Source organism: Corynebacterium sp. H78, assembly GCF_037572275.1.
Classification (GTDB): domain Bacteria; phylum Actinomycetota; class Actinomycetes; order Mycobacteriales; family Mycobacteriaceae; genus Corynebacterium.
This window is the reverse complement of the sequence record NZ_JBBHKX010000002.1, coordinates 955,119-971,620: the sequence shown is the minus strand read 5'-3', so window position 1 is coordinate 971,620 and position 16,502 is coordinate 955,119. Positions and strand designations below refer to the sequence as shown.

The window sequence follows — 16,502 nt, the reverse complement described above, 5'->3', positions numbered from 1 at the left end:
TCTCATCAAGCCTTTGCCCAGTTGGTAACGGCCTTCGCGGCTTGGCGCAAAGCAAGACCATAGCCGTCAGTACCACAGCCAACGATAATGCCGGAGGCTAGTGGCGAAAGATAGGAATGCGCGCGGAATGGCTCGCGTGCATGCACGTTTGAGATGTGAACTTCCCAGAAACCAGCTTCGTCAGCGACTTCGGCCAACGCGTCTCGAAGGGCAACTGACGTGTGGGTAAAGCCACCTGGATTAATGATCACGGGCAACTTCTTATCGGCAGCCTCATGAGCCCACTCGATGAGTTGCCCCTCGTAGTTTGACTGACGGCAGTCCACCGACACGCTTAGATCTTCCGCGAGTTCGTGCAGCTCTGCTTCGACGTCGGCAAGGGTCGTGGCGCCGTAGATGTCTGGCTGTCGCTTTCCTAGACGATTGAGGTTAGGTCCATTGAGAACAAGAACCGTTGGCACGTGCTTTTTCGCCATTAGAGCCCCTTCCTCGCTGATGCAGCTGCAGCAGGAACACCATTGTCGACCGTTGTTTCATAAGCGGTACGCAACAGTTCCTCGCTTGGGCCGACCAAACGGTCGGTCGCACCAGGAGCGGTCAACACGACAAAGCGAATGTTGCCGGCGCGATTCTTCTTGTCACGGGCCATGCCGTCGAAAAGTTCGTCGTAAAGTCCGGCATCGTAAGTGGTGGGAAGCCCGATGGATTCGAGAATTGTGCGATGGCGATCTACAAGCTCCTGATCAATGAGGCCAGCTGCCTTCGCAAGCTCTGCAACGTACACCATGCCAACGGCAACTGCGTGGCCGTGACGCCAGCGGTACTCTTCGTAACGCTCAACAGCGTGGCCGAACGTGTGACCGTAGTTGAGAATCTCGCGGAGACCAGCCTCCTTCAAATCTTCACTCACAACATGTGCTTTGACTTCGACCGCGCGTTGGATCAGCTCTGGAAGGTGCTTATCGACGTCCAAACAGCCCGCTGGGTCAGACTCGTACAAATCCAAGATCCTGGTGTCAACAATGAAGCCTGCCTTGATGATCTCTGCAGATCCGGCGATCAATTCTTCTGTTGGCAACGTGCGCAGGAAATCGAGGTCGAGGAACACTGCGCGTGGTTCGTGGAAAGCGCCCACGAGGTTCTTTCCGGCTGCCGTATTGATGCCGGTCTTGCCACCAACAGCTGCGTCGACCATGGCCAGCAACGTGGTGGGAACCTGGATGACATCAATGCCACGCATCCATGCTGCAGCTACGAAGCCACCTAGGTCTGTCGCAGCGCCGCCACCCACTGCGATCACTGCATCCTTGCGGCCCATGCGCTTCTCGCCAAAGAGACCCCACAGGCGCTCGCACACATCAAGGGTCTTTCCTGCCTCGGCATCCGGGACTTCCACCAAGAATGCGTTCTTGCCGAGAGCGACCAATGCGTCAGAAATCGCCTGCGCACCTGGCGCCACACTGCCCTGATGAATGATGGCAATATTCGCAGCGAAGGATGCAGCCTCAGCAATGTCCTTCGTCAATCCGTAGCCCATATGGACCTGGTATGGAGCTGGACCGTTGACGTCAATGATGGTCATTGTGAAGTAAACATCCTTTCGCAGATGAAGGCACTCTACAACAATTTACGCTTCGTCTTCCTCAACATCGAGATAGCTCAGGATTTCAGACACGACGCGCTGGGGAGAACGCTGATCTGAACGAACCTTGAAGCTCGCTGCCTCTTCATAAAACGGTGTTCGATACTCCAACAGAGCCCGGTAGTGCGCCGCCGGATCCTCTGCTGCCAGAACGGGGCGGGTGTTCTCGTTTGCTGTACGACGAATCCCCTCTTCGGCACTTACTTCGAGGTACACAACGGGATGATTTGCCAACCGCTCACGGGTCGCTGCTGACAGGACCGCACCACCGCCCAAAGAAATGATGCCTTCATGAGTAAGCGCTTCAGCAACGACATCTTCTTCAACACGACGAAACTCAGGTTCTCCGAGACGAGTGAAGACATCGCCACATGTCCCGTTCTCGCGGGCCTCGATCATGTGATCTGTGTCCGTCAAGGGGACGTTCATGGCCCGCGCTAGACGACGTCCAATTGTCGATTTTCCAGAGCCTGGTGGGCCAATAAGTACGACTAATGGTGTAGCCATTCCTGCGTTTGCGTCCTATTCCCAATCGAGACGACGAGAGACCTGCTCAAGGTAACCCGAAACGTTTCGCTTTGTCTCGGTGAGGCTGTCCCCACCGAACTTCTCAAGTACAGCCTTGGCAAGCGTCAAGGCCACCATTGCCTCGGCCACAACGCCGCCAGCAGGTACAGCACACACATCTGAACGCTGGTGAATTGCAGTCGCTGCAGCACCCGTAGCCATGTCCACGGTCTTCAGCGCACGAGGAACGGTGGAAATTGGCTTCATGGCAGCACGGACAACCAGTGGCTGACCGTTAGTCATGCCACCTTCCAAACCACCAGCGCGGTTTGTCAGACGATCGACACCGGTTTCGGTACGCACCATTTCGTCGTGTGCCTTCGTGCCTCGACGGCGTGCTTCCTCAAAGCCATCGCCAATTTCGACACCCTTGACCGATTGGATGCCCATCAACGCGCCAGCAAGCTGTGCATCCAGGCGCGCTTCGCCCGAAATGTGAGAGCCGAGTCCAACTGGCAAACCATGGACGACTACCTCAACAATGCCGCCAAGCGTATCGCCTTGCTTCTTCGCAGCCTCAATCTCAGCGACCATCGACTCCTCGGCGTCCTTGGCGAACGCGCGGACTGGAGACTCATCGATAGCTGTTTGGTGTGCAAACGTTGGCAGCGGGCCGTCGTAAGGCTCGGACTCACCAATTGAGATCACATGGCTGGTGACTTCAACGCCGAGCGTCTCTCGGAGAATAGACCGAGCGATGGTCGCCGCAGCGACTCGCGCGGCAGTTTCGCGCGCGGAGGAGCGTTCCAAGATGTTGCGGGCATCGTCATGGTCGTACTTCAACATGCCGTTGAAATCTGCATGGCCTGGTCGTGGTCGCGTCAAGGTCGCACCGCGAGCGGTGTCGAGTTCCTCTGGATCTACCGGATCAGCGGACATCACGGTGGTCCACTTTGGCCACTCGGTGTTGCCAATCATGAGAGCAACTGGGGAACCCAAAGTTTTTCCATGGCGGATTCCGCCAACCATCGTTACCTCATCTGCCTCAAACTTCATTCGCGCGCCGCGCCCATAGCCGAGCCGGCGTCGAGCAAGCTGGTACGAAATATCCTGAGAGGTAACTGGGATTCCGGCGGGTACGCCTTCGATCATGGCAATCAAAGCCTGACCGTGCGATTCGCCTGCGGTAGTCCAACGAAGCATGGCTAACATAATGGCATGACATGGCAACGATTGGGTTTTTGGGTGCCCTTAACGCGTGGCGCAACTCCCCCAAATCGGGTTTCTTAGACTGGTAACACCAACAACGCTGTTGCTAGCAACATGCCGGGCCCATGCGGAACATGCCCTATACGCTGCATTTTCGTGGGGTCACGGGGGCGCAGCAGCGTGCTCGTCCCCCACATCATTATCCCGAGCGTGCCAGTGATAACTCCAGCGAGTGCTATCGCCAGAAATACGGCCAGCAATGTTTCCCACCCCGGACGCGCACTTCCGAAGAGCGCTACAAGGGCTCCAGTGGTCACCGCCAACTTTATGTCTCCGCCACCCATCGCTTGTGGCTTGACGACGGCTATGCCCGCATACAACAACGCCCACACCACGCCACCAGCAATTGCTGCTCGAACGTCACCTTCAACGACACTTACGATGAGCGCGCCGATGCCACCGATGAGGGTGAGTGAGTCAGGCAAACGCCGGTAACGGAAGTCATACCAGCACAACGACAGTGCCCATACCAGCCCCATCAGACATAACAGCCCCGATCCCATGGCTGTGACCTTAGGTCAAGCATGAGAACGAGGCTGAAGAGTCGAACTAGCTATCCACAATGAGGGAACAATCCACAAGTTCTAGTTAGCACCGTCAACATCGGCATAGAGCGCTGATCGCATCGCATCTGCGGGGGCTGAGACTCCAGTGAACTGCTCGAACTGGCCGAGCGCCTGATGCAGCAACATCGACAGGCCGTCCACAGCAGAGTGCCCGTTGGCGAGTGCCGCTGCAACCAGGGACGTCGGACGAGGATCGTAGATGACGTCCAAGACTTTAGGTGCTCGGGCCAATTGGTTGGTCACGCCTTCCAATGCGGCTGCCGGCACCGTCGATACAAGAACATCCGCAGCACCCGCAATATCCGCAAGGTTTGGCACAGTGAACTCCACCCACACAAACTCGACACCAAGCTGAGCAGCGAGCGGCTCCAAGGCATAAGCGCGTTCCGACCGCGCTACAACAGTCAGATGAGTGACACCAACCTGAGCTAACGCCCACAATGCTGGCCGTGCAGTACCACCCGCACCAACAAGCACAGCACGACCGTTAGAAAGCTTCGTGATCCCGAGTTCTGCCAAGGCCCCGGTGACACCATCGCAGTCCGTATTGTCAGCTCGCCACCCACTATCAGTTCGAACGAGGGTATTCGCCGAACCAATGGCGCGGGCGCGCGGAGTCGATTCCGTCGCAAAGTTTAGTGCAGCGAACTTCCCTGGCATGGTTACCGAAAAGCCACGGTAGCTTTCGTCGCACGTGCCGACGAGGGCTGGCAACGACTCGGCATCACATTGGAAGCGACCGTACTCCCACTCCGATAGCCCCGCGGCGGCGTAACCAGCGTTGTGGATCAAAGGCGATCGGGAGTGTTCGATTGGATCGCCGAGTACGGCAGCGCGATAACGCACGCTCATGGATGTCCTCTCGAAGGAAGTGGCGTGAGGCTAGGTGCGGAAAACTTACCGGTTTGAGTCTAGGACGCCGTTCTGACGCGACAACTCGATTGCAGCCTCGTGTTCCTCGAAGGTCGTATTGAACACGGTGGTGCCTTCAAGGTCGATGGTGACGAAGTACAGCCACGTGCCGTCGGCTGGGTTCTCCATAGCCTGGATAGCTTCCAGCGATGGAGATGAAATTGGAGTCGCAGGCAGTCCATCCATCGCGTAGGTATTCCACGGTGTCTGACGAGCACGATCTTCGTCAGACGTTGCAACTTCCTGCTCGGTCAAGTCGTAGTTAACCGTCGAGTCGAACTGCAGCTGCATCGGCTCGTGCAGACGGTTCAAGATCACGCGCGCTACCTTGTCAAAGTCGCCGTCTGGCGACTCCATCTGAATCAGCGACGCAGCCGTAATCAAGTCGTATGGAGCGAGGCCGACCGTTTCTGCAGCCGTAGTCAGTCCGGTCTCTTCATAAGACTCGGTGGATGACGTAATCAGCTTCGTCAAGATCTCCTTGGCGTTGCTTTCTGGGTGGAACTGGTGGATGCCAGGAGTGATCAAGCCTTCGATACGACGAGGATCATTGCCCTGCGCCAGAACTCGGTCACGCGCCCAGTCTGGGACACCGAGCTCAGCTGGATCGGTATTAGCTGCGACCTGTTCGAACTCTTCCTTGGTGATGCACTGGTCTTCCCCAGTGCACGACGCCTCAGAGAGCAACGTGTAAATGCCCTTACGAACGTCGTTTGCCGCGACAACCTTGATGTCGGTCAAGCGGGTGCCCGTCGGAATATCGACATTGCCAGCCTGCTTTTCCGGGTCAAGGAGAGCAGCTACCGCTGATTGAGCCGACATGTGCTCTTCCAGGCGGTAGAAACCAGGCTGTAGGTTGTCGGAATCGGGGTTGTCGTTGGCTGCGGACATAAATGCACTTGTCGTTGCGACGATGCCCTTGTCCACGAGCTCCTGAGAAATGTCCGACAGCGATGAGCCCTGTGCTACTTCAACAATCACCGGTTTACCGTTGCCGTCCCCATTGAAGTCTCCACCTACACCTCCGCGTGTCCACATGAGGCCTACACCGGCAATGATGATGACGCTGAGAAGGATGGACGTAATGTTGATGGCGAGCGCCGTCTGGCGACGACGAATCCTCTTAGACTTACCCTTACGCGCCTTCGTGGTACGGGCAGCGTTAGCGCCACGCCTCATGTGGGACTCCTCAGGATGCGGATATGGACTAATTCAGAAGTGATCGAATGGCACGAGAATGTGGGCATGCCACAGCGTGCCTGCCCCGAACTCTAAACCAAACATTCAGGTTCTCTTAGTAATAAAACCCTATGTGGGCACCAAAAGTCACCTTTTCGTTATCGACGGCGAGTCGAAATGTTACAAATTCAGGTTGCGTTTGCGGGTATCCAACCACATTTGGAGGATTTCCACCGCTGCAGCCTGGTCAATTACACTTCGCCCCTGCTTTGTGTTGATGCCAGCCTGGTGTAACCGCGATTGGGCAACGACCGACGTCATACGCTCGTCCGCGTAGCTAATCGTAACGTCGTCGCCGAGTCTCCGCTTCAATCGGAAGCCAACTTCAGCTGCCTTGCGAGCAGACGTTCCGAACTCACCGTTCAACATCTTCGGAAGCCCGATCACAATCTCAATCACCCCGTAACTGGTGGCGATCTCCACCATTCGGTCAATATCGGGACCATCCGGATCTTTTCGACGAGTCTGTGTCTGCACATTCTCGACGGGAGTGGCCAAAATACAGTCAGGATCAGAAATAGCCACCCCGATTCGGGCATCTCCAACATCCAAGCCAAGTCGACGACCTGGTCCTGGATCATTGACTCCTGGAGTATCGAATGCGAGGCGGCTCATCGCTGTTCCTCTGGTTCTCTCGTTCTGTAGCGTTCTTCGCGATGCTGCTGGCTACTGCAGTTCGTCGGCAATCGCGTTCAAACCGGCATCAATGCCCGTGGCGTCGGATCCGGAACCCTGTGCCAACTGAGGCTTTCCGCCACCGCGGCCACCGATCTTGGCTCCAAGAACTTTCACGAGATCGCCAGCCTTGTAGCCCTTCTCGACGGCGCCGTCGGTAACAGCAACGGCGAAAGGTGCCTTGCCGTCGGTGTCCGCAACAAGTGCAATCACCGCGGGCTTGCTGGACAAGCGGCCACGAAGGTCGTTTGCCAAGGAGCGAATGTCCTTCGCCTGCGTACCGTTTGGCAACTTCAGCCCCAAGTAGGTGATGTCACCAATAGTGCGTGCCTGATCCAGATGCGAAGCGGCATTTGCCAGTAACTGCTGTGCCTTAAGTTCTTCCAGCTTCTTCTCTGTTGCCTTCAACTTCTCGGCGAGCTGAGCGATACGATCTGGAACCTCAGCCGACGGTGCCTTGAACTCGGCGGACAGGCGCTCGGCCAGAAGTCGCTCGGTAGACAGGTAACGGAACGAATCCATACCGGAGTATGCCTCGATACGACGAATACCCGAACCTACCGACGATTCTCCCAACACAGCGACAGGGCCAATCTGAGATGAGTGCGCCACGTGGGTCCCACCACAGAGTTCCATCGAGAATGGGCCACCCACCTCGACGACGCGCACACGATCGCCGTAATTTTCGTTGAACAGGGCCATGGCACCCATCTTCTTAGCCTCGTCCAGAGAGGTCTCGATGGTGTTCACTGCCCAGTCGTGATCGACAGCCTGGTTGGTGATCTGCTCGATCTGACGCAACTGATCAGGGGTCAATGCCTCACCGTACTTGAAGTCGAAGCGCAGGTAACCCGGCTTGTTCATGGAACCAGCCTGTGTTGCTGTCTCGCCAAGAACCTGGCGAAGCGCACCATGAATCAAGTGAGTGGCAGTGTGTGCCTGACGTGCAGAGTGACGCCATGCCTTATCGACCTGAGCCTCTGCGGCTTCCCCAACTACTACTTCACCGTTGGAAACGACACCCTTGTGCAGCCAGACCTTCTTACCAACCTTCTGCACATCGGTGATGTCTACGATTGCGCCCGAAGCCGTAACAATACGACCCTGGTCCGCGATCTGACCGCCCGATTCTGCGTACAGAGGAGAACGGTCCAGGATCAGTTCCACTTCCTGACCTTCGTGCGCTGCTGGCAGTAGCTCACCAGTCGAAACCAGGCCGATGACCTTCGACTCGTCGACAAGCTTGTCGTAGCCGGTGAAAACGGTTGGGTGCTCGTCGATGAACTCGCGGTAGATACCGAGGTCTGTGTGCGACTTCTTCTTAGCCTTGTTATCGGCCTTTGCACGAGCGCGCTGCTCGGCCATTTCGCGGTCGAACTCTTCTCGATCTACAGAAAGCCCGGCTTCGGCGGCCATTTCCATCGTCAGATCGATCGGGAAACCGTGCGTGTCATGGAGTGCAAAAGCGGTGCTGCCAGCAAGCTCGGTTGCGCCCGACGACTTTGCCTTGGTGGCAGCCTCTTCAAAGAGCTTCGTGCCAGCTTCGAGGGTCTTCAGGAATGCCTTTTCCTCACCCAATGCAACAGAGCGGATGCGCTCCCAGCTGTCAGCGATTTCTGGGTACGACGGGGTCATGGTCTGACGAGCGGTATTCAGCAGCGCCTCCAGGGTCTGTCCCTGCGCGCCCAGCAGACGTGCCGAGCGAATGATTCGGCGCAACAAACGACGCAGAATATAGCCACGGTCAGTGTTCGACGGCGTAACGCCGTCGAGCATGAGCATCAAGCCGGTACGGCAGTGGTCAGCGATAACGCGAAAACGGATGTCATCGGTGTTGTTGGCACCGTACTTCGAGCCAGTCATTTCTTCGGCAGTATCAATCACTGGACGAAGCAGGTCAGTTTCGTAAACGTTCTCAACGCCTTGGAGCAAGAACGCTACGCGCTCAATACCCATGCCGGTGTCGATGTTCTGCTTAGGCAATGGGCCGAGAATCTCGAAGTTATCCTTGCCGGTGCCTTCGCCACGCTCGTTCTGCATGAACACGAGGTTCCAGATTTCGATGTAGCGGTCTTCGTCGGCTACTGGGCCACCCTCGATGCCGTAGTCAGGGCCACGGTCGTAGAAGATCTCGGAGCATGGGCCGCATGGTCCTGGAACGCCCATGGACCAGTAGTTGTCTTCCATGCCACGACGCTGGATGCGCTCTTCCGGAATGCCGACCTTGTCTCGCCAAATGTCGTGCGCCTCGTCGTCATCCAGGTACACGGTCACCCACAGCTTTTCGGCTGGGATGCCAAAACCGCCGTCGTCAAGTGAACCAGTCAGCAGGTTCCAGGCGTGGGTAATGGCACCCTCCTTGAAGTAATCACCAAAGGAGAAGTTGCCTGCCATCTGGAAGAACGTATTGTGGCGAGTCGTAATACCGACTTCTTCAATATCCAGCGTACGAACACACTTCTGAATCGACGTTGCGGTCGAGTACTCAGGCGTTTCATTGCCAAGGAAGTATGGCTTGAACGGCACCATACCTGCGTTGACGAACAACAAGTTTGGGTCATCTAAAACGAGAGACGCGCTAGGAACCTCGGTATGTCCAGCTTTGACGAAATGCTCGATGAAGCGCTTTCGAATTTCATGAGTCTGCACGGTGGTTTCGTCCCTCGTTTCACGTCGTGCTCGAATGTTGTTTTACAAATTGGAAAGCATACCCGCTTATCCCCCGGCACCGTGTATTCACCCTGGTCAAACTTCGGGGCTTTACGACGGTGCTCGTCGTCAACGCTTATCCCGCACAATGCGCCGAATATTGCCGAGGTGCGTTGCCATCCCGTTTTCCCGGCCGTGGGTGGTCGGCTCATAGTAGATACAATCTGCGAGGTTGTCCGGCGGATACTGCTGTGCCACGACACCACGTGGGTCGCTATGCGGATATTGATAATCAACCGCATTGCCCATTGCTTTGGCACCCGAGTAATGCCCATCCCGCAAGTGCGGTGGCACGGCACCGGTCTTTCCTCGGCGAACGTCCTTTAATGCAGCATCAATAGCGTTGATAACCGAGTTGGATTTGGGCGCTGTTGCTAGATGGATGACGGCTTGGGCAAGAGTCAACCGTGCTTCTGGCATGCCGATCATCTGCACAGCGTGAGCTGCTGCAACCGCGGTCTGCAAAGCAGACGGATCGGCCATGCCAATGTCCTCGCTGGCCAAGATGATGATGCGACGCGCAATGAAACGAGGGTCTTCCCCACCGTCGATCATTCGAGCCAAATAGTGCAATGCGGCGTCAACATCAGAACCACGCACTGACTTAATGAAAGCACTAGTGACGTCATAGTGCTGATCGCCATCGCGGTCATACCGCACAACTGCCTTGTTCACTGCAGCTTGGACAGTCGCTTCATCCAATGTTTCACCATCGGCGACGCCTTCAGCTGCAGCTTCCAAATAGGTCAACGATCTGCGCGCATCGCCTGAAGCCAGTGCCACGAGTTGCTTCAACGCGCCGTCGTCAAGCGTGATCCGGCCGGCAAGACCACGCTCATCGGTAGCGGCTCGAGTAATGACATCGGCAATGTCATCGTCTGACAATGGTTCCAACTGCAGAAGTAGCGACCGGCTAAGTAACGGCGACACAACCGAAAAGGATGGATTCTCTGTGGTCGCTGCGACCAATAAGACTGTGCGGTTCTCGACAGCGCCCAAAAGTGCATCTTGCTGCGTTTTGGAAAATCGATGCACCTCGTCGATGAACAAGACTGACTGCACGCCCTCTCGAACCAAGTGCGTGCGCGCCCGTTCGATCACCGCACGGACTTCCTTCACACCAGCGTTGAGGGCACTGAGTGCTTCAAAACGACGGCCCGTTGACGTAGAAATCAAACTCGCTAGCGTGGTCTTACCCGTTCCCGGCGGGCCAAACAAGATCACGGAGGTATCCCCGCCACCTTCTACGAGACGACGGAGCGGTGCGCCTTCGCCCAATAAGTGCTTCTGTCCTACGACTTCAGACAGATCTCGGGGACGCATCCGTACAGCCAGTGGTGCGTGTCGTCCCGGATGGAAATATTCCGATGGCGAAGACACGTCAGGCTGGCTGTTGCTTCCTGGGGTATCGAACAATCCTGGTTCAGTCATTTGCTACCAGGGTAACTGGTGGCTCGGATTGGTCGAATTCGCAATCGACAATGCAACCTACAGTCCACGTGGCAGGGATCCGCTACGCCCCCCCCCTGAGCGACCGGGCGGGAAATACGGACGACGCCCGACGTTATGCGCTCAAATGAGCAAGCAGGTCTTCGGCAAATTGGCGTACTTCTTTTGCTCGGTTGTCCTCGCACATAGAAGCAACATCCAGCAACGCCGACGTCGTATTCTCCAGGTCTGCTCGCTGATGGTCGCCACCGCCAAGCTCTGAAGTGGACAAGTCTATCTCTCCCCGCTTCACGCCAAGCCCTTGCTCAGCAGAGCCAAAGTGCACGACAGAAACAGAAATCAACGTCCATCCAATGAGTGCAGCGATAACGCGGGTATGCAGTACCCGGTCATCAGCACTCTTGTGCCAAATGCTGCGCACCTCTTCCGCCCACGCACGGATAAAGACCTCCGTCTCGGCGCGGGTTGGTCGAGTGGAGAAGGAATGCAAAGGGAACCCAGCCACGACACTCGCAACATCAAAAACTGCGTCGCGGTAGCCTGCCCACTCGTAATCCAAGAAGACCACGCGGTTGGCCATCAAGATATTGCTTGGGTCCAAGTCGAAGGGAGTGAAGGCGCGGTGATGGCCGGAAGCGAGTCGTCGAGAAGCATCGAGAGCAAAGCTTTCCACACCTGGCGGAACGTCGATTCCCGCCGAACGCAGCACATCGAGACCGAACTCGATCGACTCCACGATGCCTCGATCACGCGCGCCGACTACATCTTCTTTGCCGCGATGCTTCGACCACAGCCTGCGCAGCAAAGCATTGAAACCGTCTTCCCGGTGCGCTGTGCCAACATGCATCCGGCCGAGCGCACCGCCGAGTGATCGGTAAAGCTTCATCCGCTGTTCGTCGTCTGCACGTCCCAAAACATCCATGAGGGTGTCTGCGTCGCCTGCATCGGAGATCACCAGAATTCGCTTGTCGACGTCGTATGCGAGCAGCTCCGGCCCAGGCCGAACTGACTCCGGAAGCGAGGTGGCAAATTGATAGGCGACGATTTCTCGCAGCAGAGCTGGGTCAGCACCTTCCGCAGAGCTCTTTGGAAGCTGTTTGACCACAATGGATCGGTTTGGCAGGAACGGATTTGGGGAAACGCGCATTCGTAGTACCAACGAGCGCCCGCTTCCGCCTAGATTCTCGGGATCGGTCAGTTCAGGCCGACCACCGAAACGGCTTGCCAGGAGGTCTCCCGCCAACGAAATGGCATGGTTGAACTCTTGCAGCTCTTCTCCGTCCAGTGACTGATCCATAACACGCGTGCGCGTAAGCGCCTTTCTCTATCAATTAAGCAGTACCAGTGGCGTCGTTACGCCTTGTTGCTGGTAGCTTCCTTTTCACTCTTGTTTACTGGACGCTTTGGCTTAGCGTCAATGCCGGACTCCTTGCGCTGCTGAGGCGTGATCTCCGACGGTGCATCGGTCAATGGGTCAACGCCACCACCCGACTTAGGGAACGCAATGACTTCGCGGATCGACTCGACACCCGCAAGCAACGAGACGATGCGGTCCCAGCCGAATGCAATACCGCCGTGGGGTGGTGCGCCAAAGGCGAAGGCGTCGAGCAGGAAGCCAAACTTCTCCTGAGCTTCTTCGGCGCCAATTCCCATGACGTCGAAGACTCGTTCCTGTACAGAACGCTGGTGAATACGGATGGAGCCGCCACCAATTTCGTTGCCGTTGCAGACAATGTCGTACGCGTATGCGAGCGCCTCGCCTGGTTCCTTGTCGAAGGTGTCCAAGCACTCCGGTTTTGGCGACGTGAAGGCGTGGTGCACTGCAGTCCACTTAGAGTGGCCGAGAGCAACATCGCCCGAGGCCTTAGCATCAGCTGCTGGCTCAAACATTGGAGCATCAACGACCCAGGTGAAGGCCCAGTCGCCTTCCTTGATCAGACCCAGCTTGTTTGCGATCTCGCCACGGGCTGCGCCAAGCAGCGCACGGGACGACTTGGCATCGCCAGCTGCGAAGAAGATGCAGTCGCCTGGTTTCGCGCCGACGTGAGCTGCAATTCCAGCGCGCTCTTCATCAGTGATGTTCTTGGCTACCGGACCGCCCAATTCGCCGTCCTCACCAACGAGAATGTATGCAAGGCCCTTGGCGCCACGCTGGCGTGCCCAGTCCTGCCATGCATCCAGCTGACGACGTGGCTGGGAAGCGCCACCTTCCATGACTACAGCGCCCACGTACTCGTTCTGGAACACACGGAAGGTGGTGTCCTTGAAGAACTCAGTGCACTCCACAAGCTGAATGTCGAAACGAAGATCCGGCTTATCGGAGCCGTACTTCTCCATCGCGTCCTTGTAGGTCATACGAGGAATCGGCGTGGAGATGTCGTACCCAGCTTCCTTCCAGATCGCAACCAGAATCTCTTCAGCAAGCGCGATGACATCGTCCTGCTCGACGAAGCTCATTTCGACGTCAAGCTGAGTGAACTCTGGCTGACGGTCAGCGCGGAAGTCTTCGTCACGGTAGCAACGAGCGATCTGGTAGTAGCGCTCCATGCCAGACACCATGAGTAGCTGCTTAAACAGCTGTGGTGACTGTGGCAATGCGTAGAAAGTACCTGGCTTCAAGCGGGCTGGGACGAGGAAGTCACGTGCGCCTTCTGGGGTCGAGCGGGTCAGCGTTGGGGTCTCAATTTCCGTGAAATCATGAGAATCCAGGACTGAACGAGCTGCACGGTTGACAGCAGCACGCAAACGCATGATCTTGTGTGGACCTTCACGACGCAGGTCGAGGTAGCGGTACTTGAGTCGGGTTTCTTCGCCGACTTCGTTTGCACTGGACTGGTCATCCAACTGGAAAGGCAGTGCTGCAGACTCATTGAGAATCTCAAGCTCAGTGACGTTTACTTCAATGTCACCGGATGCAAGATTAGGGTTTTCGGAACCTGCTGGTCGCGGCTCAACGACGCCCGTGACCTTGATGCAGTATTCGCTACGGAGATGGTGCGCGCGCTCGGCAACATCGGAGTTACGGAATACGACCTGAGCGATACCGGAACGGTCGCGCATGTCAATGAAGATCACTCCACCATGGTCGCGGCGACGAGCCACCCAACCGGTTAGGGTGACGGTATTTCCAGCCTGGTCAGCACGAAGTTCACCAGCGAGATGCGTACGAAGCACTGCTTTACGGTCCTTCCACATAAATGGGGTTTCAGTAGCCCAAAGACCAGTCTGAAAATGACTGGTGGGCAAGCGTCCAAAAGATTCTACCTGTTACCCCCGCAACGATAGTTCTTTGGGGCATTTTTGGAGATTTGGAGCAAGCATGCGCAGGAAACGCTTCGATACCTGCCATAATTGATGGCATGACATTTCGTGGGGATTTTCAGAAGGGCTCGAATCGCGCTTCCACTGGCGGTCGCGCCGGTGGTGTCGCGGTCGGCGGCGGTATTGGCAGTCTCTTGCTTGTTGGCCTCTATCTCCTATTTGGAGGCAACCCGGGCAATGTAGATGACATCATGGGCCTCGGCGCTGGCGGTAACGAACAGGGCCAAATCGAACAGGGCGCTGGAGGTCTCGAGCACTGCAAAACTGGCGAAGACGCGAACAAGTACGTCGATTGCCGTATCGAGTACACCGGCATCTCCGTAGACCGAGTATGGCAGGAGCAGCTGCCTAAGCAGGCCGGCATCGAGTACGAGGTTCCCGGCATGGTGATTTTCAAGAACTCTACTCAGTCGGGTTGCGGCATGGCGTCGTCGTCGACAGGCCCGTTCTACTGCCCTGCAGATAACACGTCGTACTACGACACTTCGTTCTTCGACATGCTAGAGCGCATGGGCGGTGGCGATGGCCCGCTTGCGCAGGAGTATGTCGTGGCGCACGAGTTCGGTCACCACATCCAAAAGCTTGAAGGCACGTTGGGTCGTTCCAATTACAACGAGCCAGGCCCAGAGTCTGATGCAGTGAAGATTGAGTTGCAGGCAGACTGCTATGCAGGCATGTGGGCGCACTATGCAGACAAGGGTCCAGACGCAATCATTGAGCCGTTGACCGACGAACAGGTCTCGGATGCCGTTCAGACTGCACAAGCCATTGGCGATGACACTATTCAGAAGCACAGTGGTGGCGAGATTCAGCCAGACTTGTGGACGCACGGATCATCCGAGCAGCGTATGCAAGCATTCTTGACGGGATACAAGACCGGCAAGATGTCTCAGTGTGACACGTTGAACCGCGGTGTTTATCGCGACTAGTCGACGCTAGCTTTACGACGATCCCCTGAAGGCCACTTCCCCTCTTGGCGGCGGTGGCCTTTCACTAACCCCTGTTGTTGACATGTCACATAAATGCTACGGTTGGACCTAATCGACAAAAGCACACCCAGATATCCCAACGAGCAAAGGATTTTCATGCAGTTCGGCATTTTTACCATCGGCGATGTCACCACCGACCCTACTAATGGCACAACTCCCACAGAGCACGAACGCATCAAGGCCACCATTGCCATTGCCCGCAAGGCGGAAGAAGTTGGCCTTGATGTCTTTGCTACAGGCGAGCACCACAATCCGCCGTTTGTCGCGCCCGGCACTCCCCCTATTCTGTTAGCAAGTATTGCTGCTCAAACCGAGAAACTGATTCTCTCTACTGCGACGACACTCATTACAACGAATGACCCTGTCAAGCTTGCTGAAGACTATTCCTACCTCCAGCATCTTGCAGACGGTCGAGTTGATCTCATGCTGGGACGAGGCAACACGGGTCCGGTGTACCCATGGTTTGGTAAAGATATTCGCCAAGGAATCCCACTAGCTGTCGAGAATTACCACTTGCTACGTCGCCTCTGGCGCGAACGCCCTGTGAACTGGTCCGGCGAATTCCGCACCCCGCTGCAGGGATACGTCACTACCCCATGGCCACTAGATGACACTCCGCCTTTCGTATGGCACGGTTCTATTCGCTCAGTCCAAATTGCGGAGCAAGCAGCCTTCTACGGTGACGGTTTCTTCCACAACAACATCTTCTGGAACAAGGAACACACCGCGAAGATGGTGAGTATCTACCGCCGTCGTTACGAACAGTTCGGCCACGGTCGCGCTGATCAAGCCATCGTTGGCCTTGGCGGTCAGGTCTTTATCGGCGACTCTGAGGCGGAAGCAAAGGAATTCTTCCGTCCATACTTTGACAATGCGCCTGTCTACGGCCACGGGCCATCCCTCGAAGAGTTCACAGAAATGACTCCACTGACCGTGGGCACTACTGAGCAGGTCATCGATAGAACTCTTCAGTTCGCGGATTGGGTTGGCGACTATCAACGTCAACTATTCCTGATTGACCACGCTGGACTACCTCTCGACATCGTCCTTAATCAGATTGAACGCCTTGGTCGCGATGTCGTTCCTGTCCTTCGTAAGAAGTTTGAGGAACGCCGACCAGAACACGTCCCTTCTGATCCACCAACCCATGCCACGCTGTCGGCTAATCGTGAGCATCCACACCACCGCATTCAGCCTGGTCGTATCGAAAACTAGGCATTGACC

14 protein-coding genes are annotated in these 16,502 nt (G+C 56.4%); 2 read left to right on the top strand and 12 right to left on the bottom strand.

Annotated elements, in window-relative coordinates; translation table 11 throughout:
- Positions 1–5: 5 nt before the first annotated feature.
- The 12 genes from aroQ to aspS form a co-directional block, all read right to left on the bottom strand.
- Positions 6–476 (bottom strand): type II 3-dehydroquinate dehydratase, encoded by a 471-nt coding sequence (gene aroQ / locus WG934_RS05540; protein ID WP_339989039.1) that lies wholly within the window; start codon positions 474–476, stop codon positions 6–8.
- Positions 476–1,582, bottom strand: coding sequence for a 3-dehydroquinate synthase (aroB, locus tag WG934_RS05535; protein WP_339989037.1), 1,107 nt, complete (start codon positions 1,580–1,582; stop codon positions 476–478). Before aroB ends, aroQ begins: the two co-directional genes overlap by 1 nt.
- 45 nt (positions 1,583–1,627) lie before the next feature.
- Positions 1,628–2,149 carry a shikimate kinase gene (locus WG934_RS05530; RefSeq protein ID WP_339978356.1) on the bottom strand — a complete coding sequence of 174 codons (522 nt, stop codon included), beginning with the start codon at positions 2,147–2,149 and terminating at the stop codon, positions 1,628–1,630.
- Positions 2,150–2,164: 15 nt separating this feature from the next.
- A complete protein-coding gene (aroC, locus tag WG934_RS05525) occupies positions 2,165–3,352 on the bottom strand; it encodes a chorismate synthase (RefSeq protein WP_339978354.1) in 1,188 nt (395 codons plus the stop codon).
- 83 nt (positions 3,353–3,435) lie between these two features.
- Entirely contained in the window at positions 3,436–3,921 is a 486-nt protein-coding gene (locus tag WG934_RS05520; RefSeq protein ID WP_339989036.1) for an A24 family peptidase, read from the bottom strand.
- Positions 3,922–4,002: 81 nt separating this feature from the next.
- Entirely contained in the window at positions 4,003–4,836 is an 834-nt protein-coding gene (locus tag WG934_RS05515; protein ID WP_339989034.1) for a shikimate dehydrogenase, read from the bottom strand.
- A gap of 45 nt (positions 4,837–4,881) precedes the next feature.
- Positions 4,882–6,075 carry an endolytic transglycosylase MltG gene (mltG, locus tag WG934_RS05510; protein WP_339978348.1) on the bottom strand — a complete coding sequence of 398 codons (1,194 nt, stop codon included), beginning with the start codon at positions 6,073–6,075 and terminating at the stop codon, positions 4,882–4,884.
- Between the two features lie 180 nt (positions 6,076–6,255).
- The gene (ruvX, locus tag WG934_RS05505; RefSeq protein WP_339978346.1) at positions 6,256–6,750 is read right to left on the bottom strand and encodes a Holliday junction resolvase RuvX; all 495 of its coding nucleotides are present in this window, start codon (positions 6,748–6,750) and stop codon (positions 6,256–6,258) included.
- Positions 6,751–6,801: 51 nt separating this feature from the next.
- Positions 6,802–9,459, bottom strand: coding sequence for an alanine--tRNA ligase (alaS, locus tag WG934_RS05500; RefSeq protein WP_339989031.1), 2,658 nt, complete (start codon positions 9,457–9,459; stop codon positions 6,802–6,804).
- A 129-nt stretch (positions 9,460–9,588) separates the two neighbouring features.
- Positions 9,589–10,950: a replication-associated recombination protein A gene (locus tag WG934_RS05495; RefSeq protein ID WP_339989029.1), complete on the bottom strand. Its 1,362-nt coding sequence runs from the start codon at positions 10,948–10,950 to the stop codon at positions 9,589–9,591.
- Positions 10,951–11,083: 133 nt separating this feature from the next.
- The gene (locus tag WG934_RS05490) at positions 11,084–12,265 is read right to left on the bottom strand and encodes a hypothetical protein (protein WP_339978340.1); all 1,182 of its coding nucleotides are present in this window, start codon (positions 12,263–12,265) and stop codon (positions 11,084–11,086) included.
- A 56-nt stretch (positions 12,266–12,321) separates the two neighbouring features.
- On the bottom strand, positions 12,322–14,142 hold the full coding sequence (aspS, locus tag WG934_RS05485) for an aspartate--tRNA ligase (RefSeq protein WP_339978338.1): 1,821 nt from the start codon (positions 14,140–14,142) through the stop codon (positions 12,322–12,324).
- Positions 14,143–14,327: 185 nt separating this feature from the next.
- Between aspS and ypfJ the strand changes: the two genes are divergently transcribed.
- Complete coding sequence (gene ypfJ, locus WG934_RS05480) at positions 14,328–15,218, top strand: KPN_02809 family neutral zinc metallopeptidase (protein WP_339978336.1); 891 nt, start codon at positions 14,328–14,330, stop codon at positions 15,216–15,218.
- 156 nt (positions 15,219–15,374) lie between these two features.
- On the top strand, positions 15,375–16,493 hold the full coding sequence (locus tag WG934_RS05475) for an LLM class flavin-dependent oxidoreductase (protein WP_339989027.1): 1,119 nt from the start codon (positions 15,375–15,377) through the stop codon (positions 16,491–16,493).
- The last annotated feature ends 9 nt before the right edge of the window (positions 16,494–16,502 follow it).